Origin of the sequence: Oryzihumus sp. (genome assembly GCF_036391795.1) — a bacterium.
In the GTDB taxonomy this organism is placed as follows: Bacteria; Actinomycetota; Actinomycetes; order Actinomycetales; family Dermatophilaceae; genus Oryzihumus.
On record NZ_DASVZH010000221.1, the window covers coordinates 1 to 20676 of the forward strand.

At 73.6% G+C, this 20676-nt stretch carries 23 protein-coding genes; 6 read left to right on the top strand and 17 right to left on the bottom strand.

The window, feature by feature from the left end; genetic code table 11:
• Positions 1 to 70: 70 nt before the first annotated feature.
• On the bottom strand, positions 71 to 886 hold the full coding sequence (locus tag VF825_RS13600) for an RDD family protein (protein ID WP_331114172.1): 816 nt from the start codon (positions 884 to 886) through the stop codon (positions 71 to 73).
• Positions 887 to 929: 43 nt separating this feature from the next.
• Here VF825_RS13600 and VF825_RS13605 point away from each other — a divergent pair, with 43 nt between their 5' ends.
• Entirely contained in the window at positions 930 to 1925 is a 996-nt protein-coding gene (locus tag VF825_RS13605) for a stage II sporulation protein M (protein ID WP_331114174.1), read from the top strand.
• Between the two features lie 77 nt (positions 1926 to 2002).
• On the top strand, positions 2003 to 2512 hold the full coding sequence (locus VF825_RS13610; protein ID WP_331114176.1) for a hypothetical protein: 510 nt from the start codon (positions 2003 to 2005) through the stop codon (positions 2510 to 2512).
• On the opposite strand, the gene VF825_RS13615 is transcribed toward VF825_RS13610, so the two are convergent.
• Both VF825_RS13615 and VF825_RS13620 read right to left on the bottom strand, forming a co-directional pair.
• Positions 2446 to 2646 carry a hypothetical protein gene (locus VF825_RS13615; RefSeq protein ID WP_331114178.1) on the bottom strand — a complete coding sequence of 67 codons (201 nt, stop codon included), beginning with the start codon at positions 2644 to 2646 and terminating at the stop codon, positions 2446 to 2448. The two genes, VF825_RS13610 and VF825_RS13615, sit on opposite strands and share 67 nt — an antisense overlap.
• 168 nt (positions 2647 to 2814) lie before the next feature.
• Positions 2815 to 3132, bottom strand: a complete 318-nt coding sequence (locus tag VF825_RS13620) for a hypothetical protein (protein ID WP_331114180.1) — start codon at positions 3130 to 3132, stop codon at positions 2815 to 2817.
• A 126-nt stretch (positions 3133 to 3258) separates the two neighbouring features.
• Here VF825_RS13620 and VF825_RS13625 point away from each other — a divergent pair, with 126 nt between their 5' ends.
• On the top strand, positions 3259 to 3555 hold the full coding sequence (locus VF825_RS13625; RefSeq protein ID WP_331114182.1) for a helix-turn-helix domain-containing protein: 297 nt from the start codon (positions 3259 to 3261) through the stop codon (positions 3553 to 3555).
• 116 nt (positions 3556 to 3671) lie between these two features.
• Here VF825_RS13625 and VF825_RS13630 read toward each other — a convergent pair whose 3' ends face one another.
• The 8 genes from VF825_RS13630 to VF825_RS13665 form a co-directional block, all read right to left on the bottom strand.
• Positions 3672 to 4295: a hypothetical protein gene (locus VF825_RS13630; RefSeq protein ID WP_331114184.1), complete on the bottom strand. Its 624-nt coding sequence runs from the start codon at positions 4293 to 4295 to the stop codon at positions 3672 to 3674.
• Positions 4296 to 4415: 120 nt separating this feature from the next.
• Complete coding sequence (locus VF825_RS13635; RefSeq protein WP_331114186.1) at positions 4416 to 5708, bottom strand: DUF58 domain-containing protein; 1293 nt, start codon at positions 5706 to 5708, stop codon at positions 4416 to 4418.
• A gap of 55 nt (positions 5709 to 5763) precedes the next feature.
• The gene (locus VF825_RS13640; RefSeq protein WP_331114188.1) at positions 5764 to 6741 is read right to left on the bottom strand and encodes a MoxR family ATPase; all 978 of its coding nucleotides are present in this window, start codon (positions 6739 to 6741) and stop codon (positions 5764 to 5766) included.
• Positions 6738 to 7943 carry a DUF4350 domain-containing protein gene (locus tag VF825_RS13645; RefSeq protein ID WP_331114190.1) on the bottom strand — a complete coding sequence of 402 codons (1206 nt, stop codon included), beginning with the start codon at positions 7941 to 7943 and terminating at the stop codon, positions 6738 to 6740. The genes VF825_RS13640 and VF825_RS13645 overlap by 4 nt, the downstream gene beginning before the upstream one ends.
• Positions 7940 to 8599: a DUF4129 domain-containing protein gene (locus VF825_RS13650; RefSeq protein WP_331114192.1), complete on the bottom strand. Its 660-nt coding sequence runs from the start codon at positions 8597 to 8599 to the stop codon at positions 7940 to 7942. Before VF825_RS13650 ends, VF825_RS13645 begins: the two co-directional genes overlap by 4 nt.
• A gap of 10 nt (positions 8600 to 8609) precedes the next feature.
• The gene (locus tag VF825_RS13655) at positions 8610 to 9692 is read right to left on the bottom strand and encodes a glycerophosphoryl diester phosphodiesterase membrane domain-containing protein (RefSeq protein ID WP_331114194.1); all 1083 of its coding nucleotides are present in this window, start codon (positions 9690 to 9692) and stop codon (positions 8610 to 8612) included.
• A gap of 79 nt (positions 9693 to 9771) precedes the next feature.
• The gene (locus tag VF825_RS13660) at positions 9772 to 10524 is read right to left on the bottom strand and encodes a hypothetical protein (protein WP_331114196.1); all 753 of its coding nucleotides are present in this window, start codon (positions 10522 to 10524) and stop codon (positions 9772 to 9774) included.
• Between the two features lie 101 nt (positions 10525 to 10625).
• On the bottom strand, positions 10626 to 11300 hold the full coding sequence (locus tag VF825_RS13665; protein WP_331114198.1) for a uridine kinase family protein: 675 nt from the start codon (positions 11298 to 11300) through the stop codon (positions 10626 to 10628).
• 120 nt (positions 11301 to 11420) lie between these two features.
• Here VF825_RS13665 and VF825_RS13670 point away from each other — a divergent pair, with 120 nt between their 5' ends.
• A complete protein-coding gene (locus tag VF825_RS13670) occupies positions 11421 to 11762 on the top strand; it encodes a hypothetical protein (RefSeq protein ID WP_331114200.1) in 342 nt (113 codons plus the stop codon).
• Positions 11763 to 11838: 76 nt separating this feature from the next.
• Here VF825_RS13670 and VF825_RS13675 read toward each other — a convergent pair whose 3' ends face one another.
• From VF825_RS13675 to deoC, 3 genes are read right to left on the bottom strand one after another with little or no spacing between them, the layout of a single operon-like run.
• Complete coding sequence (locus VF825_RS13675) at positions 11839 to 12771, bottom strand: aldehyde dehydrogenase family protein (RefSeq protein ID WP_331114202.1); 933 nt, start codon at positions 12769 to 12771, stop codon at positions 11839 to 11841.
• A complete protein-coding gene (locus VF825_RS13680) occupies positions 12768 to 14216 on the bottom strand; it encodes an aldehyde dehydrogenase family protein (RefSeq protein WP_331114204.1) in 1449 nt (482 codons plus the stop codon). Before VF825_RS13680 ends, VF825_RS13675 begins: the two co-directional genes overlap by 4 nt.
• Before the next feature lie 19 nt (positions 14217 to 14235).
• Positions 14236 to 15213, bottom strand: a complete 978-nt coding sequence (gene deoC, locus VF825_RS13685; protein WP_414695855.1) for a deoxyribose-phosphate aldolase — start codon at positions 15211 to 15213, stop codon at positions 14236 to 14238.
• Between the two features lie 93 nt (positions 15214 to 15306).
• On the opposite strand from deoC, the gene VF825_RS13690 reads away from it, so the two are divergent.
• A complete protein-coding gene (locus VF825_RS13690; protein ID WP_331114206.1) occupies positions 15307 to 15957 on the top strand; it encodes a PH domain-containing protein in 651 nt (216 codons plus the stop codon).
• Positions 15958 to 15971: 14 nt separating this feature from the next.
• On the opposite strand, the gene VF825_RS13695 is transcribed toward VF825_RS13690, so the two are convergent.
• Positions 15972 to 17786 (bottom strand): glycoside hydrolase family 15 protein, encoded by a 1815-nt coding sequence (locus tag VF825_RS13695; RefSeq protein WP_331114208.1) that lies wholly within the window; start codon positions 17784 to 17786, stop codon positions 15972 to 15974.
• A 1-nt stretch (position 17787) separates the two neighbouring features.
• Complete coding sequence (locus VF825_RS13700; protein WP_331114210.1) at positions 17788 to 18264, bottom strand: hypothetical protein; 477 nt, start codon at positions 18262 to 18264, stop codon at positions 17788 to 17790.
• Positions 18265 to 18525: 261 nt separating this feature from the next.
• On the opposite strand from VF825_RS13700, the gene VF825_RS13705 reads away from it, so the two are divergent.
• A complete protein-coding gene (locus VF825_RS13705; RefSeq protein ID WP_331114212.1) occupies positions 18526 to 18858 on the top strand; it encodes a TfoX/Sxy family protein in 333 nt (110 codons plus the stop codon).
• 78 nt (positions 18859 to 18936) lie between these two features.
• Here the strand turns inward: VF825_RS13705 and VF825_RS13710 are convergent, their stop codons facing one another.
• Entirely contained in the window at positions 18937 to 20673 is a 1737-nt protein-coding gene (locus VF825_RS13710) for a phospho-sugar mutase (RefSeq protein ID WP_331114214.1), read from the bottom strand.
• Between the last annotated feature and the right edge of the window lie 3 nt (positions 20674 to 20676).

Here is a 20676-nt window from a genome sequence, read left to right on the forward strand (position 1 = left end):
TCCAGCTCGGCGCAACAAGGGTGGGGGAGCCCGGTCGGCCGGGAAGGACGGATGACCCGGCGAGCCGGCGTCAGGCGAGCGTCTCCGGCGGCATGAGGCGCCGGCGCAGCTGGTCCTCACGCCAGAGCCGCTCGGTGTCGCGGCGGCGGCGGTCGGCGAGTACCGCGGCGAGCACCGCCTCGGGGTGGCTGCCCGGGGGAGGCGGCGGCGCGGCATACCGCATCACGTCGGTGAGCAGCTCCTGGCCGATCTGGGTGCGGGCGGCGGTGCTCATCTGGCCGGCGCGGGCGAGGAACTGCCGCGTGGCCATGGCCAGGTGGTCCGGCAGGGCGGCGAGGTCCGCGGTGGTCGCCCACGACGCGAGCTGCCACGGCATCTGCGGCGGTGCCAGGAGCTGCGGACGCACCCGCTCGCGCACGACGTAGGTGCCGGCGGCCAGGTCGCCGAAGCGCTTGCCGCGCGAGGTGGCCACGGCACACACCACCGCGGGCACGCCACTGAACATCCACAGCTCGACCACGCCGATCAGCGCCCGGGTGAGCGCGTGCCGGAAGCTGATCGGGCCGGCGTCGTCGCGCACGGTGCGCAGGCCGGTGGCCGCCTTGCCCAGGCTGCGGCCCCGGGTGAGCGTCTCGACGGTGGTCGGCAGCACGACCATGGCCGCCACGGTGGCGGTGAGGAAGATCGTGGCCACCACTGCGTCGTCGGCCTCGCTGGTGAGCAGCATCGCGAGCCAGAGCAGCGCGATGAGCACCACGCCGCCGAGCAACAGGTCGAGGGCCCCCGAGAGCACCCGCATGCCGAGGCCGGCCGCGGGCAGGTCGAGGGCGACGGCCTCACCGGTGACGAGGTCGTCCTCGCCGACACCCAGGGTTGCGCTGTCCACGTTCGCAGCCTAGGGCCCCGGGGCTGGCCCTAGGCTGTCCGCCGTGGATCTCGACGCGTTCGTGGCGGCGCACCAGGGGGAGTGGCAGCGGCTGGACGCCCTGGCGCGGCAGCGACGGCTGTCCGGGGCGGAAGCCGACGAGATCCTCGACCGCTACCAGCGTGTGGCCACCCACCTGTCCGTGGTGCGCTCCGCGGCGCCGGACCCCAGCCTGGTGACCTACCTGTCCTCGCTGCTCGCGCGGGCGCGGGCGAGGTCGGCCGGCACCCGGTCGGTCGCCTGGCGGGACCTCGCGGTGTTCTTCACCGACACCTTCCCGGCGGCGCTCTACCGCACCCGGCGGTGGTGGATCGTCACCGCGCTGGCCAACGTGGCGGTCGCGTTCGTCATCGGCTGGTGGCTGCTGGCGCACCCGGCGGTGGAGTCCTCGCTGCTCTCACCCGCCGAGGTGGACCGGCTCGTCCGGGTGGACTTCGCGCACTACTACAGCGAGTACGCCGCGTCGCACTTCGCGGCGAAGGTGTGGACCAACAACGCGTGGGTCTCGGCGCTGTGCATCGCCTTCGGGGTGCTCGGTGTGCCGGTCATCTACCTGCTCTGGCAGAACGTCCTCAACGTCGCGATCATCGGCTCGATCATGGTCCACCACCACCGCGCGTCGGTGTTCTTCGGGCTGATCCTGCCGCATGGCATCCTCGAGCTGACCGCGGTGTTCATCGCCGGGGCGACCGGGCTGCGGCTGTTCTGGTCCTGGGTCGAGCCCGGGCCGCGCACCCGCACGCAGGCGGTGGCCCGCGAGGGGCGCTCGGCCATCGCCGTGGCGCTGGGCCTGGCTGCGGTGCTCGCCGTCTCCGGGGTGATCGAGGCGTTCGTGACGCCCTCGCCGCTGCCGACGTGGGCGCGGGTCGGGATCGGCGTGCTGGCCGAGGCGGCGTTCCTGACCTACGTCTTCACCGCGGGCCGGTGGGCGGTCCGCCGCGGCGTCACCGGTGACGTCAGCGCCGAGGACGCGGGGGCGCAGGCGCCGGTCGTCGGCTGACCCGGCTGGGCGACCGGCCGGCATACCAACCGGGGGCGCCGGCATACCGGCTCTGCCGAGGTTCGCGGACCTGGCGCATGGGCAGGCAGGGAACCGACAACGCGTGGGCCAGGCGTGCGGCCGAGCTGGGCAGCATCACGGCCTGGCGTTCGTTCACCGACGGCGAGCGCTGGCTGTGGGTCCAGGTGACCCCACTTGCCACCGCCGAGGACGCCCGTGCGGCGCTGGCCCAGGCCCAGACCCGGGGACTGAAGAACGCCAACGCGTCCGTGCGGCTCGTCGCCGAGACCGAGGTCGCCCCGCCCGCCGTCCCGGGGGCCTCGGAGGTCTGGGCGCAGCAGCAACGGACCGTGGGTCCGCAGGGGGAGGGGACGGTGCTCATGGTCGGGTTCGTGCGAGGGGTGCGTGTCGTCGTGCTGGCCGCGAGCGGGGCCCCGGCGTGGACGTGGGCGTCGCTGACGACCTCCTCGCCAGCCAGTCGGCCAGGCTCCCGAGCTGACGGGGCTGCCGGCCGCGCCCTCTACTCCCACGCCGTCCAGGCCTCGGGTAGGTCGGCCGGTTCGAGCTGGTTGACCGTCAGGGCGTAGCGGGCCAGCTCGTCGAGGTCCTGCCCGGCGTAGGCCTGGCCGCGAGTCACGACGTTCCCGGCCTCATCGAGCACGCGCCACTGCGTGTGGACACCGTCGTTCGCGAGCCGGGACTGCTTGGTGTACTCAGCCATGGGAACTCCCTCTGCTGGTGAGCCGCGCCCGGGGTGGTGCTGGACTGCGGTCAGGCCGACGTGGAACAGCACCGACGTCCTGTCACCAGCCTGCCAGTGTCAGGGCGCCCGTGCGACCTGCAGCGAGCCCCGCCGCGGTTGCGGCGGGACTCGGTTCGAGCGGGTGGATCAGCGGGCGAGCTCGACCGGCCTGGCAGAGCCGATGTCGATGGCAAGGTCGCCGACGTAGCTCTTGCGGAGCGCGAAACGGTCGCGGCTGTTGGCCTTCACCCAGTCAGCAGCCTTCACCGCGGCCGCGTTGGCCTGCTCGTGGGTCTCCCACGTGCTGAGCGAGACGAAAGCCTCCTTGTCGACCTGGGCCACCCCGTAGGACACGAAGCCGTCGCTCTTCTGGAAGATCGGCACCATCCCGGTCCGCGCCTGGGCGGCGATCTCGTCGAAGGAGCCGGACTTGATGTCGTAGAGCGCGATGCGTGTGCAACGCATGATGTGCCTTCCTGGTGTTGAAGCGGCCTGCGTAGTCCGCACGCCGGTTCCACCACTGACAGTACGTTGGATCTATGAAACTAGCAATACAATTCCTTGATTCGAACTTCCGGTATAATCCCGGTCATGCCTTGGGGTTTCCTGACCAACCACGCCCAGGCGCTGCTGTGCATCGCCCGCGACCCGGGCGTGCGCCTGCGCGAGATCGCCACCACTCTCGGCATCACCGAGCGGGCCGCCTTCGGCATCGTCACCGACCTGGTGGACGCGGGCTACGTGCACAAGGACAAGGACGGCCGACGCAACCGCTACCGGATCCAGGGCGACCAGCCCCTGCCCGAGGCCCTGCTCCGGCAGCGAACGGTCGGCCAGCTGATCCATCTCCTCGCGCAGACCGATGCGGGCAGCCGCGACCACGCCTGAGGGGGCACCGGCATGCCGGCTCTGCCGAGGTTCGTGGCGCTCTGCCGCGGCTGCATCCTCGGCAGAGCGCACCCTTCCCAGGCAGAGCCCACCCGCCCGAACGGAAGGTCGCCGGGTCAGGCCATCTCGGGCACGTGCAGGTGCGCGAGCGCGACCTCCATCTCGGCGACGTCGTCGACCATGGCGCCGGACTCCGCCGCGGCCCGGTCCCGGATGCTGCCCGTGGGCCCACGGCTGGCCTCGAGGGCTGCCCGGCTGTCATAGGTGATCGTCCCGACGGCCCGGCCGGCCGCGCGGTTGATGAGGAGGCTGGCGCTGCAGAAGCCGAAGAGCTCCCGGACCCGTGGGAGGACGACCATCTTGAAGATGTCCGTGGCGCGGTCCGCGCTGCCCGGGTCACCGCTCAGCCAGGTGATGCGGGCACAGGCGCCACTGGGCGTGGCGTGGTCCCGGTGAACCACCGCGACCTCCCAGGTGTCGACCTCGCTGGCGCCCGCGGCGAGGACCTCTTCTGCCTGGCTGCGCAGGGGACGGACCGCCTCGGCCGTCGCCGCCATGGCGTCTTCGGACTGCCAGGCGGTCGTGGCGATGCAGCGGCCGGACCCGCGGTCCACCAGGACCGACATCCCGACACACCCGTCCATGCCGGTCACGGCGGGGAGGACCTCGTCGCGGATGACGGCGAGGCCGTCGTCGATCCGGGCAGGGTCCGCCTGCATGCTGCTGGTACGTGCGTACACGACGCGCTCCTCTGCTCGAGGCAGCGTCCCGACGGCGCTGCCGTCCCGAGCCACGCTTCTCGCCGAAGGTGCCGGGGTCAATACTCACCGTGACGTAGCCCGGTGGGCCGCCATCAGGAGTCAGAGCAGGCCGCGGGACTTCAGCAGCAGGTAGTGGTCGGTCAGCGCGACCGGCAGGTCCGCGGGCGGGGCGTCCAGGACGTGCACCCCGAGCCGGCCCAGCACCTCGCCGGTGCGCTCCCGCAGCGCGGTGGTGCGCTGCGCGGCGGCCGCGTCGTAGACCGTCTGGACGCTGTCACGCGTCCGGCCCATGCGCGCGAGCTCGGGATCCGCGACCGAGGCCAGCACCACCTGGTGGTGCCGGGTGAGGGTGGCCAGGGTGGGCAACAGGCTCTCCTCGACGGCCGCGGGCTCCAGCGTGGTCAGCAGCACCACCAGGGAGCGCCGCCTGCTCAGCCCGCCCACGGCCCCGGCCAGCGCCGACCAGTCGGCCTCCAGCAGGGCCGGCTCCAGCGGCGCCATGGCCGTGACGAGGTCACCGAGCAGCTCGGTGCGTGAGGCGCCGGTCACCCTGGCCCGGACCACCCGGTCGCCGGCCAGCAGGTCCACCCGGTCCCCGGCGCGGGACGCCAGGGCCGCGAGCAGCAGCGCGGCGTCCATCGAGGCGTCCAGCCGCGGGCCGTCGTCGACCCGACCGGCCGAGGTCCGGGAGGTGTCGAGCACGAGGATGACCCGCCGGTCCCGCTCGGGCTGCCAGGTCCGCACGACGACGCCGCCGCGCCGGGCGGTCGCCCGCCAGTCGATGCTGCGCACGTCGTCGCCGACGACGTAGTCGCGCAGCGAGTCGAACTCGGTGCCCTGACCGCGCACCCGCACCGCCGAGCGACCGTCGAGCTGGCGCAGGGTGGCCAGGCGGCTGGGCAGGTGCTTGCGGGAGGTGAAGGGCGGCAGCGCGCGCACGACCCCGGGCACGTCCAGCGAGCGCTGCCGGCCGGCCAGCCCGAGCGGCCCCAGGCTGCGCACGGTCACGCGGTCGGCCCGCCGGTCGCCGCGCCGAGTGGGGGTCAGCCGGGTCGTCAGCCGCGTGCGCTCACCGGCCCGCACCGAGACGGTATGCCGTTCGCCCGCCGCACCGGCCGAGGGCTGCCACGCGTCGCGCACCACGGCCCGCAGGCGCCGGCCGGTCGGGTTGGTCAGCAGCAGCGAGCTCTCCCCGCTCTCCCCGAGGCGGACCTGGCCGCTCGGGCGGCGTTCGAGCACGAGCCTGCCGGGGCTGACCGCCAGCACCAGGTCGAGGACGACGGCGAGCACGACCACCGCCCACCAAGTGGTGACGGTGGACCCGGTGGGCCAGAGCAGGACCGGCACGATCCCCAGCAGGATCGCCAGCGGTGCCCGACCGGTCAGCGCCACGACGGCCCACCGCCTCCGGGGAGGTGGGCACACGGCATACCGCTCGCGGACATGGTCAGCGGGGGACGGGCACGGCGGACAGGGCGCTGGCGAGCACCGAGGCCACGTTGACCCCTTCGAGCTCGGCCTCGGGACGCAGCTGCAGGCGGTGCGCCAGCGTGGCCTGGGCGAGGGCCTTGACGTCGTCGGGGGTGACGAAGTCGCGGCCGTTGAGCCAGGCCCAGGCCCGACTCGTGGTCATCAGGGCGGTGGCGCCACGCGGGCTGACGCCCAGGGCCAGCGACGGCGACTGACGCGTCGCCCGGGCGATGTCGACGATGTAGCCGGCCACCTCCGGGGAGACGGTCACCCGGCGCACCGCCTCCGCGCCCGCGGCGAGGTCCTGCGCCCCGGCGACGGCCTGCACGCCGGCGCCGGCGAGGTCGCGCGGGTCGAAGCCCTCGGCGTGACGAGTCAGGACGGTGACCTCGTCCTCTCGCGGCGGCAACGGCAGCTGCACCTTGAGCAGGAACCGGTCGAGCTGGGCCTCCGGCAGCGGGTAGGTGCCTTCGTACTCCACGGGGTTCTGCGTCGCGGCGACGAGGAACGGCGCCGGCAGCGGGCGGGGGAGCCCGTCGACGGAGACCTGCCGCTCCTCCATCGCCTCCAGCAGCGAGGCCTGGGTCTTGGGCGGCGTGCGGTTGATCTCGTCGGCCAGCAGCAGGTTGGTGAACACCGGGCCCTCACGGAAGGAGAACTCGGCCGAGTGCACGTCGTAGACCAGCGACCCGGTGATGTCGCCGGGCATGAGGTCGGGGGTGAACTGCACCCGCTTCGTCTGCACGTCCAGCGCCGCGGCCAGCGACCGCACGAGCAGGGTCTTGGCCACGCCGGGCACGCCCTCGAGCAGGATGTGCCCGCGCGCGAGCAGGGCGATGATCACGCCCGAGACGGCGGCCTCCTGGCCGACGACGGCCTTGGCGACCTCGTGCCGCACGGCCATGAGGGCCTCGCGCGCTCGGGTGGACGACGTCACCGTGCTGGTCTCGGTCATGGTCGGCGGACCTCTTTCTCCAGGGTGGCCAGCAGCTGGCCGAGGGCGATCAGGGACGAGTCGTCGACGGGTGGCCGGGTCAGCGCGGCGCCGACCTCGTCGATGCGACGGCCGGTCACCGCCGCGACCGCGGCGGCGAGAGTGGCCGGGGCGGTGCCGCGCGGCAGCCCGAGGTATGCCGTGAGCCGGGTTCGCGTGCCGGCCTGCAGCACGGCCGCGGCCCGGGTGCGGTCCCCGGCCCTGCGGTACATGCGGGAGCGGCTGCGGGTGGTCTCGGTCGCGCTGACCACCGCCGGCAGCGGCTCGACGACGAGGCGGCCGAGCCGCCGGCCGCGCCAGAGCATGAGGGCCAGCACGGCGCTGGCGCCCAGCACCAGCCCGGGCGTGAGCCACCGGGGCAACAGGGTGTCGAGCGAGGTGGGGTCGGTGACCGGCACGTCGAGGTCGCTGGCGACGTACCACAGCACGCGGTCGGTGCGACCGGCCAGCCGCAGCGCGATCGCGGCGTTGTCCGCGCGCAGGATGCTGCCGTTGGCCAGCGTCTCGGGGCTGCCCAGCAGCACGACCCTGGGGTGTGATGCGGACGCGTCCACCGAGGCCATGATGCCGCCGCCGAGGTCGGCGAAGCAGGTGGTGACGGTGGGCGGGAAGTAGTGCCGTGGCAGGTAGACCCGGTCCCCGCCCGAGATCTCCAGGTCGCGCCCCAGGGAGGGCTCGTCGCAGCCGGCGGGGACCGCGTCCCAGACCGGGCCGGCACGCACGTCGACCGGCAGGCCCAGACCCTCGGTGACGTCCTGGCCGGGGTCGAGCAGCACGATCGACGACGCCCCCCGGGCGTGGCGGCCGAGGTGTGCCGCCGTGGTGCGCGACAGGTTCGTGGTGCTGGTGACCAGGACCGTCGTGTCGGCATCGACGCCGGAGGCGAGCAGGTCGGCCTCGGAACGGACCACGTCGACGCGCACCCCGTGCTGTCGCAACACCTCGGCCACCGCACGGGCGCCGCCGGGACCCGCGTAGTCGGGGTCTAGGGGCGTGGTGTTCTCCGCGGAGGTGCCGGTGAACATCGTCAGCACCACGGCACCGAGCACGACGAGCAGCCCGATGGCGGCCGCGGTGCGGTGTCGTCGCAGACGCGCCGGCCAGCCCAGGGACGCGGAGCCGGTGCCGGTCCCGGTCACGGTGGGGTCCTCGAGGACGGTCACGGCGCCGCCACCGCGGGGTCGGCGCAGGTCAGCACCGGCCGGGCGCGGGTCAGCCGGGCGTCGAGCGCCACGACCTCCTCGGCGTCGGCGCGGCCGAGGTGGCGCTCGCCGTAGCGCACGGCGTCGAACCGGTCCGCGGCCCGGCGCAGGGCGTCGACCTCGTCGGGGAACCGGGGCACCAGGGCCAGGGCCACCTCGTGGGCGGTGCTGCCCGGGGTGTCCTCCAGCAGGGTCCGGTCGGTCGCCTCACGGGTCAGCGCGCGGTAGGCGTCGGCCAGGGCGTCGTCGAAGCGGCCTTCGGCGAGCGCTGCGGCGACCCGCGCGCGATACATGGCGGCCGTGGTCAGGGGGTCGGTGAGCACGGCCGCGCCGCGGCCGGGGAGCCGGCGCTCCCGCCGGACCCGGGGCAGCACGAAGGCCAGCAGGGCGATGACGGCGGCGGCGACGACGGCGGTGACCAGGGGCGACCAGCCCGCCGCGCTCGTCTGGCTCTGCTCGAACAGCCGGTTCCACTGTTCCTGCAGCCAGTCCATGATCCGCTGCAGGAGGGGGGCCTGGTGGTGGTACGCCGGTCTGGTGAGCTCCTGGCGCAGCCAGGCGCGGGCCTGCCCGGGTGAGGGCTCGAGGGCGCGCGGCAGGAGGACCGGTCGGCTCATGGCTCGCGTCTCAGCCCCGGCGTCCCGCGGCGTCGGCGGCGGCACGGATCAACGTCACGTCCAGGCCCTCGAGCCGGATGCGGCGGTCGATGTAGAGCAGGCCGACCACCCCCGCGGTGAACGGGGTGGTCAGGGTGCCGGACACGATCTGGCCCAGGTGGGAGGCGAGCACCATCATCACCAGGCCGCTCTGCAGGTTGTCGCCGGTGGCCGCCATGCCGACCACACCCACCAGCGAGAAGGGGACGGCCAGCATCGACCCGGCGATCGCGGCGATCACCGACACGAGCACGATGATGCCGAAGGTGCGCCAGAAGGCCCCCCGGGTCAGGGCGAAGGAGCGGCGCAGCCCCTGCCGGACCCCCGCCCCCTCCAGGACGATTGTGGGCGCCGCGAGCGCGGTGCGGGTGCTGAGCCAGATCGCGGCGGCGGCGCACGGGAGCCCGCCGAGGACCCCCACGAGCACGCCCACCCTGCCGTTGACGGTGAAGGCGAGGAGGATGGCGCCGCCGACGACGAGCAGGGTCGGCACCAGGATCGTCAGGCCCACCAGCAGCTGTGCTCCCAGGACCGGCAGCAGCCGGCGCCGGGTGCTCGACCAGGTGCGCCCCATCGTGGTCCGGCGGCCGAGGACGGCCTCGCCGATCACGTGGACCAGCAGCCCGCTGAGCAGCCCGGTGGCCAGCCAGGTGAACAGCCACTGCGCCAGGCTGGCCGGCACGGTGCCGACGCTGTCCATGCTCGAGGTGTCGTTCGGTGACGGCACCGACACCATCGTCAGCAGGGTGGAGATGACGGCCGAGGGGATGAGGCAGGCCAGGATGACCAGCGCGGACAGCCCCAGGGTGGCCCCGGGGTTGCGCCGGATCGCCTTGACCGACCCGTCCATGACGTCGCCGAGGCCGAGCGGCCGGAGGGCGACGATGCCCGGCTTGTGCAGCACCGGCATCGCGTAGGCCGGGGCCGCGGGGTGGCCCCCGGCCGGTGCCGCTCCCGGCGTGAACGCGGGGGCGGCACCGGGCGCGGTGGCACCGGGGTGGCCCGGAGGCGGGTACGCCTGGCCCGGAGGCGGGTAGCCGCCGTGCTCCGTCATCTCAACCCCCGTATCCCGTGCGTGGCTCACGCCATGATCGCCCATCAGAGGTCATGGCGCAGGCAGTAGCGTCAGCCCGTCACATCCCGGGGATCTTGGCGATCTGGCTGGCCGTGGGCGCGGCGATCGGCTGGACGGCGTCCCACTCGGTGAAGTCCATCGTGCCCTTGTCCTTGCCGGTGGGCATGGACACGCGGAGCAGGTGGTGGGTGTCGTCGGCGGCGATGTAGAGGTGTGCTTCGTCGCCGCCGACCCGGTCGCTGAGCACCCACGCGGCCTGGCCGTTGACGGTGCCCGCCTCGACCTTCGTGGTCAGCTTGGCGAAGGCCGGCATGCTCTTGTCCTCGAACATGCTCTTGAGCAGCGAGGTGACCGTGAGGTCGTCCATGCCCTTGGCCGCGTCGGCCGGCAGCTTGAAGTACTTGTTGCCGATCATCTGCGCCACCTCGGCGCCGGCGTTCTTGCGCCAGTACTCCTGGGTGGAGCGCATGTAGACGGCGCCGCCGACCCGGCGCAGCTCGAAGGTGCCCTCGGCGCCGGCGCCCACGCTGCCGGTCACGTCGCCGGCCTTGGTGCCCGCGAGGTCCAGCATCAGGTGCTCGCCGTCGGACATCATGTCGCCCTTGAGGTGCACGCTGGACGCGGCGAGGGCACTCGCGCGGGCCTGCTTGTAGAGGACGTCGGCGGCCGGCTTGCTCGCAGCCTTCGTCGTGGTGGTGCTGGCCTTCGACGTGGCCGCGCCGGTCGCGGCCGGGCCGCAGCCGGTCAGGGCGAGGAGGCCGGCGAGGGCGAGCGCGGACAGGGCTGGGACGCGGCGGATGGACGTGGACATGGAGGTACCCCCGGACTGAGAAGATGGATGTGCGATCCGTCACGAATTGTCCGGATCGCGCGGAATCTATCAGTCTCCTGTGAGCGCTCGAACGGGAGGGATCAGGTGTTGACCGCGTGCCCGGCGAGCAGCCGCTCGGCCTGCGCGGGAGTGCAGGCACGGGCACCCAGGGACTCCTGGCGGGCGACGATCCCGGGCTCCTGGCGGCACAGCAGCAGGCCGCGCCGCCAGAGCACCCGCGGCGGCTTGCGTCGCTCGGACAGGTCGCGCAGGAAGCGGCGCCAGAACGTCAGCCACCGGTTGTGCCGCACGCAGAACGCCTCCAGCAGCAGGCCCTGCGCCGCGAGCGTCGGCACGACCTCGGCGGCGAAGATGCCCTCGGCCAGGATGACGTCGCCCGGCCCGGCGTGGACGGTCGCGTGCCCGGTCGCCCGTGAGGCGCTGATGTCGTACTGCGGCACCCGCACCCGCCCGTGCGTCACCAGCTCGGTCAGCGCGGCCACGGCCCGGTCGGCGTGCCAGGAGTCGGGGTGGTCCCAGTCGACGATGCCCATCTCCAGCACCGGCAGCAGCGGGTCGTCACCGTCGCGGTAGAAGTCGTCGAGGCGGACCACGGGCCAGCCGTGCCGCTCGGTGAGCCGGCGCGCCAGCCGCGACTTGCCCGACCCGCTCGGCCCGGCCAGGACGACCACCCGGCGGCGGACCTCCGACGCCGGCGGACCCGTCGGCGCGGCGGGGGAGTCGTGCACGGACACCGGGGCGGGATCAGCAGGCACGGACCCAGATTGTATGCCGTCCGGCCACCTCCCCTTCACGTCGAGAGTGAGGGGGGACAGAGGTCACGGAAGGGTCGCGACTGCTGGCGCGGCCGGCATACCGCGGCGCATGCTGGAGGCATGGGCAGCCTGCACCGGGCCACTGCGGCGACGGTGCGTGTCGTCGTTGCACTGGGGCACGCACTGGGAGTCTCACGCGTGCCGCCGCAGCCGACGGCGCCGTCGCTGGAGCGGATCTGCGCCGACCTGCACCGCCTCGACGTCGAGCGGGCGCGGCTGCTGGCCAACCCGCACATCCCCGCGCTCTACCACCGGCTGCTCGCGGTGAGCTGGGCCTATGACCATGCGCTCCGCGACGCCTGCAGCGCGCTGGGCGTGCCTGCCCCGGAGCGTGACCCGTTCGGGCAGGCCGAGCGGCTGGCCACCGAGGCGGAGCTGAGCGCGGCCGGCCTGCGCTGGTGACCGCGGCGGGGCACGGAACGCGCCGAGGGACCCCGCGCGGTGCGCGAGGTCCCTCGGGTCAGGGGTTCGGGGGTGCTCAGACGCCCTTGGGGTGCCAGACCGTCTTGGTCTCGAGGTAAGCCCGCATCCGCGAGAGGTCCGGCGTGATGGACCAGTCCGGCTCGACGGCGGACTCGCCGGTGCCGGCCGGGCGCACGACCCGCTTGAGGTTGTCGGTGGCCGCCAGCTCCAGGTCGCCCCACGCCACGCCCTCGGCCCCGGCCGCGCCGGCGAGGTCGATGGCGTTGACGTCCATGTGAGAGGCCAGCCACGGAGCCACCTCGGCGGTCCGGCCGGTGATCAGGTTGATCACGCCGCCGGGCACGTCGGAGGTGGCCAGCACCTCGGAGAGGGTGATCGCCGGCAGCGGCCGGTCCTCGCTGGCGAGGACGACGGCGGTGTTGCCGCTGACCACGATCGGCGCGAGCACCGACACCAGGCCGAGCAGTGAGGACTTCTGCGGCGCGAGGGCGGCCACGACACCGGTCGGCTCGGGGGCCGAGATGTCGAAGTACGGGCCCGCCACCGGGTTCAGGCCGCCGAGGACCTGGGCCAGCTTGTCCGGCCACCCGGCGTACCAGACCCACCGGTCGATCGCCTGCGACACCAGCGTCTCCGCCCTGGCGGCGGTGACGCCCTCGGCCGCAGCGACCTCGGCGACGAACTGCGCGCGCCGGCCCTCCATCAGCTCCGCGACGCGGTAGAGCACCTGCCCGCGGTTGTATGCCGTGGCGCCGGCCCACTTGGCGAACGCGCCCCGCGCGGCGACGACCGCGTCACGGGCGTCCTTGCGCGAGCCCATGGCCGCGTTGGCCAGGAACCGGCCGCGGCTGTCGGTGACCTCGTAGGTGCGACCGGACTCGCTGCGGGGGAACGCGCCGCCGACGTAGAGCTTGTAGGTCTTGCGGATCTCCACCCGCGGCTCGGCGGCCTCGGTGGTCGCCTTCTTCCGGGTTGCGGCGGGGCTCACTTGGCGGCTCCTGTCGTGACGTAGGCCTCGAGGCCGTGGCGGCCACCCTCCCGGCCGTAGCCGGACTCCTTGTAGCCACCGAAGGGCGAGGTCGGGTCGAAGCGGTTGAAGGTGTTGGCCCAGACCACGCCGGCGCGCAGCTGGTCGGCCATCCAGAGGATGCGTGAGCCCTTCTCGGTCCACACGCCGGCGGACAGGCCGTAGGGGGTGTTGTTGGCCTTGGCCACCGCCTCCTGCGGGGTGCGGAAGGTCAGCACCGACAGGACCGGGCCGAAGACCTCCTCCTGGGCGATGCGGTGGGTCTGCGAGACGCCGGTGAACACCGTGGGGGCGAACCAGAAGCCGCGGTCGGGCAGGTCGCACGGGGCGGTCCAGCGCTGGGCGCCCTCGGCCTCGCCGATGTCGGACAGCTCGCGGATGCGGGCCAGCTGGGCGGCGGAGTTGATCGCGCCCACGTCGGTGTTCTTGTCCAGCGGGTCGCCGACGCGCAGCGTCTTGAGGCGGCGCTTGAGGCGGCTGACGACCTCCTCGGCCACCGACTCCTGGACCAGCAGGCGCGAGCCCGCGCAGCAGACATGGCCCTGGTTGAAGAAGATGCCGTTGACGATGCCCTCGACGGCCTGGTCGACCGCGGCGTCGTCGAAGATGATGTTGGCCGCCTTGCCGCCCAGCTCCAGCGTGGCCCGCTTGCGGGTGCCGGCGATGGAGCGCGCGATGGCCTTGCCCACGTCGGTCGAGCCGGTGAACGCCACCTTGTCGACGCCGGGGTGCTCGATGACCGCACGGCCGGTGTCACCGGCGCCGGTGAGGATGTTGACCACGCCCGCCGGCAGTTCGGCCTGCTGGCAGACCTCGGCGAACAGCAGCGCGGTGAGCGGCGTGGTCTCGGCCGGCTTGAGCACCACCGTGTTGCCGGCGGCCAGGGCCGGGGCGATCTTCCACGACAGCATGAGCAGCGGGAAGTTCCACGGGATGACCTGGCCGACGACGCCGATGGCGCGCGGGTTGTCCCCGAGGCCGGCGTAGTCCAGCTTGTCGGCCCAGCCGGCGTGGTAGAAGAAGTGCGCCGCGGCGAGCGGGACGTCGACGTCGCGCGACTCCTTGATCGGCTTGCCGTTGTCGATGCTCTCCAGGACCGCGAACTCGCGGGCGCGCTCCTGCAGGATGCGCGCGATACGGAAGAGGTACTTGCCGCGCTCGGCGCCGGAGAGGCGACCCCAGACTCCGTCGTAGGCGCGGCGGGCCGCGCGCACCGCGCGGTCGACGTCGGCCTCGCTGGCCTCGGTGACCTCGGCGAGGACCTCCTCGGTGGCCGGGCTGATGGTCTTGAACGCGGAGCCGCCCTCGGACTCGACGAACTCACCGCCGATGAAGAGCCCGTAGGAGGGCTTGATGTTGACGATCGCGCGCGACTCGGGCGCGGGCGCGTACTCGAACTTGGACACAGTTATCGCCTCGCGGTCTTCAGTCGATCGTGACGTAGTCGGCGCCGGAGTAGTGGCCGGTGGCCAGCTTCTGGCGCTGCAGGAGCAGGTCGTTGAGCAGGCTCGAGGCGCCGAAGCGGAACCAGTCCGGGTCGATCCAGTCCTCGCCGGCGATCTCGTTGACCATGACGAGGTACTTCATCGCGTCCTTGGTCGTCTTGATGCCGCCGGCGGGCTTGACGCCGACCATCTGGCCGGTGAGCTCGCGCCAATCGCGGACGGCCTCGAGCATGATCATCGTGACGGGCAGGGTCGCCGCGGGGGAGACCTTGCCGGTCGAGGTCTTGATGAAGTCGCCCCCGGCCAGCATCGACAGCCACGACGCGCGACGGACGTTGTCGTAGGTGACCAGCTCGCCGGTCTCCATGATGACCTTCAGGTGGGCGTTGGCACCCCCCTCGGTGCAGACCGCCTTGATCGCGGCGATCTCCTCGAACACCTGCAGGTAGCGGCCGGAGAGGAACGCCCCACGGTCGATGACCATGTCGATCTCGTCGGCGCCGTTCTTGATGGCGTCACGGGTGTCGGCCAGCTTGACCTCCATCGACGCGCGCCCGGAGGGGAAGGCGGTGGCGACGGCGGCGACGTGGATCCCGGTGCCCTGCAACGCGTCCACGGCCACGGGGACCAGGTCGTTGTAGACGCAGACAGCGGCCACGCGCGGCGTCGCCGGGTCCGACGGGTCGGGGTTCTTGGCCTTGGCGCACAGCGAGCGCACCTTGCCCTCGGTGTCCGCGCCCTCGAGCGTGGTCAGGTCGATCATGCCGATCGCGGTGTCGATCGCCCACGCCTTGGCGGTGGTCTTGATCGAGCGGGTGCCGAGGCCGGCGGCGCGCGCCTCCGCGCCGACCTGGTCGACGCCGGGGAGGCCGTGGAGCCACGTCGTCAGCGCGGCGTTGGTCAGGGTGCCGACACCGAGCAGGTCGGATGCTCTCTCGGCTGCGGGGGAAGAACTCACTGCGCGAGTCTATCGGCCTATGCTCGTGCTTCTAGACGCCCCGAAACGGCGCCCTGCCCACGCGTGGCGCCACACCCCGAAGAACCCGAGGTCATGACCCCTCCCGCCACCGCCGCCACCAGCCGGACCTACCGCCAGCGTTCGTCCCAGCTGGTCGCCCTGCTGTTCATCGCCGCTGCCGCAGTGCTCATCGGCTCGATGCTCCTGTCCTGGAGCACCGACGCCTCGCCGCTGTTCCTGTGCATCCTGCTGCTGGGCATCGCCGGCTCGTGGGCGATGTTCCTGCGGCCGGCGGTGGTCGTCGACGGCGACGGCGTGACGCTGCGCAACGTCGTGCGCGACGTGCACGTGCCGTGGCAGCTGCTCATCGACGTCGAGGCGCGCTGGAACGTGCGGGTCTTCACCGGCGAGCGCGGCTACACCGCCTGGGCGGTCTCCTCGCAGATCGAGCGTCCCAAGGGTGCGACCGGCGGCCTCTTCGGGGCCGGCTTCGGCTCGAGCTCGGCCCTGCACCGCTACAGCAAGGAGGACACCGCCGGTGCCCCCGAGCCGGGCGGGCGCAAGGTGACCTCGCGCTCGGTCGCCGACGTCATCGAGGACACCAAGGCGGCGTATGCCGCGGCCGTCGCCCGCGGCGAGATCACCCCGCCGGCCGAGCCGCGTGTGACGGTGCGCTGGGTGCCGCTCGTGCTCGCCGCCCTCGTGGTGCCGGCGCTCGGCGTGCTCGTCTTCACCGTGCTCTGACTCGGTGTGATGGGTCACTCCGGGACTGCTGCTCCAGCGGGGGCGGGCGTGGTGTCCATGGACTCCCGTAGCGCGAGGGCAGCCTGGACGAGCGCCGCATGGGTGAGGGCCTGGGGGTAGTTGCCCAGCTGCTCCCCGGTGCCCGGGTCCATCTCCTCGGCGTACAGGCCGAGGGGGCTCGCCCGCCGGAGCATCTGCTCGAACAGCTCACCGGCCTCGGACCGCAGGCCGGCGCACGCCAGCGCCTGGACCAGCCAGAAGGAGCAGGGCAGGAAGGCGCCCTCACCGCCCGGCAGCCCGTCGTCTCCCGGCGGGTAGCGGTGGAGCAGGGGGCCGCCGGCGGACAGCTGGTCGCGGATGGCGGCCAGCGTGCCGCGGACGCGGGGGGAGCGAGGGTCCTCCAGGCCGATCAGGGGCAGGACGAGCAGCGCGGCGTCGAGGTCGCGCGAGCCGTAGATGCGGGTGTAGCTGCCGAGGTCGGGGGCGAACCCGCGCTGCCTGACCTGCTCGCCGATGGCCTGTCGGGCGGCCAGCCAGCGTTGCCGTTGCGGGGCCGGGAGCCCGTGCGTCTCGGCGATGCGCAGGGCCCGGTCGAGAGCCAGCCAGCCCATGAGCTTGGAGTGCACGTGGTGGGCCGCGTCCCCGCGGACCTCCCAGATGCCGGCGTCCGGTTCCTGCCAGCGGGTGGCCACCAGGTCGGCGAACCCGCGGATCGCCCGCCACGTCTCCGGGTAGAGCGGGTGCCCGGCCCGGACCAGGACCCAGGCGGCGTCGACGACCCAGCCGTACGCGTCGAGCTGGTGCTGTCCGGCGGCGCCGTTGCCGACCCGCACCGGGACGCTGTGCGCGTAGCCGGGCCAGTCACGCAGGGTGCGCTCCGGCGGAGCGGGGCGCCCGTCGAGGGTGAACATCACCGCCAGCCGGGGCCGCTGCAGCCGGCTCGCGTGCAGCAGCCACCACAGGAACCCCCGCGCCTCCCGGACCTTGCCGACGTTGAGGAAGGCGGCCACGCCGATGCTGGCGTCCCGGGGCCACGCGTACCGGTAGTCCCAGTTCCGCACGCCGCCGGCTTCCTCGGGGAGTGAGGTCGTCGGTGCGGCCACGGGCGCACCGGAGGGGGAGTAGGTCAGCAACCGCAGGGTCAGCAGGCTGCGCACGACGGCTTCCCGGAAGGGGAGGTCCTGGTCGACCTGCGCGCTCCACTCCCTCCACCGGGCCTGGTCCTCGGCGAGGAGTCGCCACGCCAGGCGCGGGTCCACGTGGATGAGCGGTTCGCGGTGGGCGACGGCAACGACGAAGGTCACCGGCCGGTCGGGCGTCACGGTGACCGGCACCGGGCTGCCCACCGTGATGGCTGAGGGCGCGTCGCTGGTGAGCGAGACAGCCAGCGACCCCCACTCGAACACCAGGTCCTGGCCACGGCGCCGGACCCGCGGCCTGCGGTGACGCTCGCCGAGGCGGGGGTCGACCTCGAGGACGGCTTCGGCAGGCCCGCCCTCCGCGGACAGCCTGCGCACCAGCACGGTGGCCGGCAGCAGCCGACCGGCAACCTCGGCCACCATGCCCTCGGTGAGGGTGAGCCGGCCCCTCGGGGTGGCCCAGGTGGTCTGCAGCGTCGTCGTGTGCTGGAGGTAGTGCCGCTCCACGACGGGGGCGGCGCCGGCGGGTCCGACCCGGAACGACCCGGCGGCCGGTCCCCCGACGAGTCGGCCGAAGACCGGCTCACCGTCGAAGCGCGGCACGCAGAGCCAGTCCAACGAGCCGTCGCTGGCGACCAGGGCTGCGGTGCGGGTGTCACCGAGCAGGCCGTAGTCGGCGATCGGCCTCATGTCAGCGGGCCTGGAGGAGCAGCCCGAGCACGGTGCCGTACACCAGGTGTGCGGCGATGGCCACGGCCGGCGTGCGGGCCCCGTAGTTGAGCGCCAGCGGTCCCGGTGGCTCGAGCACCGCCGTGCTGGCGGGGCCCGCGCGGTGGGAGGCCATCCGGGGGTGGAGCCCGGGCAGCAGTGGCAGCAGCACCATGAGTGCCACGCCGACATGCAGGAGACCGAGCAGGCCACCGAGCCACCAGGTGGCCCGGTGCAGCAGCGCGAACACCAACACGTATCCCAGGGCGAACAGCTGGCCGACGCCGAGGTGGATGGCGAAACCCGCGGCCCGCGCCCGGTCAGGGTCCTCGGTGACCAGGGTGCCGAGCACGAGGGGGAGGTCCAGGCGGGTCAGGCCGGCCAGCTGCGCGGTGGTCATCACGGCGGTCAGGGCAGTGGTGGCCACCAGCCCGAAGACGGCCCAGCCGGCCCAGTCCATCCCTGCGTGCCGTTCAGACGCCGTGCGGGGTCGGCCGCACGGTCCTGCTGCTGTGTGCGGTGGCCGGGCGCGTGGGGCGGAGATGTCGGGTGTGGGCCATGACGAGCACGTTCCCTTCGCTGGTGACCGGTCCAGCGCCGCTCACGAGGCTGGATGGGCGCTGACACCCTGTTGGTGTCGTCAGGGCCCGGGATCCTTACCAGCCCCACGGTCCCGGCCGGCGGCTGCGCGCTGTCAGTGGGCCGCGCGACACTGACGGACATGGCGTATGACGAGGACCTCGCCAACCGGATCCGGGAAGCCGTGCAGGACGAGCCGGGCATCCGCGAGAAACGCATGTTCGGCGGCCTCGGCTTCCTGGCCGGCGGCAACCTGGCCGTCTCGGCGAGCGGGCAGGGTGGCCTCATGGTCCGGGTGGACCCCGCCGACACCGAGGCGCTCGTCGACGGCCAGGTGGTGCACCGGATGGTGATGCGCGGCCGCGAGATGGACGGCTGGCTCCGGGTGGACCTGCACGCGGTCGAGCGCGACGACCAGCTCCGGGGCTGGGTCGGGCGCGGACTGGCCTACGCGCGCTCCCTGCCCCCGAAGTAGTGGCCTGAGCGCAGGACAGGGCTGCCGGGAGGGCCGTCACCGGCCACTCCCGCAGCCCTGTCCTGCGCAGAGGCGGGGTCAGACGGAGGTGAGCTGCTCCATCGCGCCCCGGACCGCCGCCAGCCGGCGCGTGGCCTCGGCCCGCGATGCGGTCAGGCCGTCCGGCCCGTCCACGGGGACGACCGCCTCGAGGTAGACCTTGAGCTTGGGCTCGGTCCCGCTCGGGCGCACGATCACCCGGCTGCCGTCGGCCAGGTAGTAGCGCAGCCCGTCGGTCGGCGGCAGCTGCTCCGACCCGGCGGCCAGGTCGTCGGCGCGCTCCACCGCGACCCCGGCGACCTCGGCCGGCGGCGCCTCGCGCAGCCGCTGCATCACGGTGCCGATGAGGGACAGGTCGGCCACCCGCACCGAGAACGAGTCGGTCGCGTGCACGCCGTGCGCCACGGCCAGGTCGTCCAGCACGTCGAGCAGGGTGCGGCCCTGGGCCTTGAGCATCGCGGCCATCTCGGCCACCATCAGCGCGGCGCTGACGCCGTCCTTGTCGCGCACGGTCTCCGGGTCGACGCAGTAGCCGAGCGCCTCCTCGTAGCCGTAGCGCAGCCCCGGCACGCGGGAGATCCACTTGAACCCGGTGAGCGTCTCCTCGTGCCGCAGCCCCGCCGCGTGGGCCATGGCCGCCAGCAGCCGTGAGGAGACGATCGAGTTGGCGAACACGGCGTCCACGCCGACCCCGCGCTCGAGCACGTGGGCGCCGAGCAGGGCGCCCACCTCGTCGCCGCGCAGCATCCGCCACCCCGTGGGGTTCGCGTCGGTGACCGCGGCCGGGTCCGGCAGGGCGACGGCGCACCGGTCGGCGTCCGGGTCGTTGGCCAGCACCACGTCGGGGCGCACCCGGCGGGCCAGCTCGAGGGCGGCGTCGATGGCGCCGGGCTCCTCGGGGTTGGGGAAGGAGACGGTCGGGAACGCCGGGTCCGGCGCCGCCTGGCTGCCGACCACGTGCGGGGGCCGGAAGCCGGCCCGCTCGAACGCGGCGAGCACCACGTCGCTGCCCACCCCGTGCAGGGAGGTGTGGACCACGTCGACGTCGCGCGGGCTGTCCGCCGCGACGACGGCCGCGGTCGCGTCGAGGTAGGCCTCGAGCACCTCGTCCCCGAGTGTGGTCCAGCCGGACTCGGCCCGCGGCACCGAGGCCACCGTGTCGACCCGGGCGATCTGGGCAGCGATGTCGGCGTCGGCCGGCGGCACGATCTGGCTGCCGTCGCCCAGGTAGACCTTGTAGCCGTTGTCCTGCGGCGGGTTGTGGCTGGCAGTGACCATGACCCCGGCCGCCGCGCCGAGGTGGCGCACCGCGAACGCGAGCACCGGGGTCGGCAGCGGTCGCGGCAGCACCATCGCCCGCCCGCCGGCCGCGGTCACCACGGCCGCGGTGTCGGCCGCGAACACGTCGGAGTTGTGCCGCGCGTCGAAGCCCACCACCACCAGCGGGCTCTCCTCGCGCTGCTGCAGGTATGCCGTGAGGCCGGCGGCCGCGCGGATCACCACGCTGCGGTTCATCCGGTTGGGTCCGGCGCCGAGGGCGCCGCGCAGCCCGGCGGTGCCGAACTCCAGCATCCCCGCGAACCGGTCGGCCAGGTCGGCTGCCGCGGCGGGGTCGCCGTCGCGCACCGCGGCCAGGACGCCGTCGAGCTCGGTGCGGGTAGCGGTGTCCGGGTCGTCGTCACGCCACGCGGTGGCGGCCCCGACGAGCTCGGCGACGTCGCCCTCCGGGGTCACCGGGGTGCTGTCCCCGTGGCCGTGCCGCGCGAGGTACGTCATCTC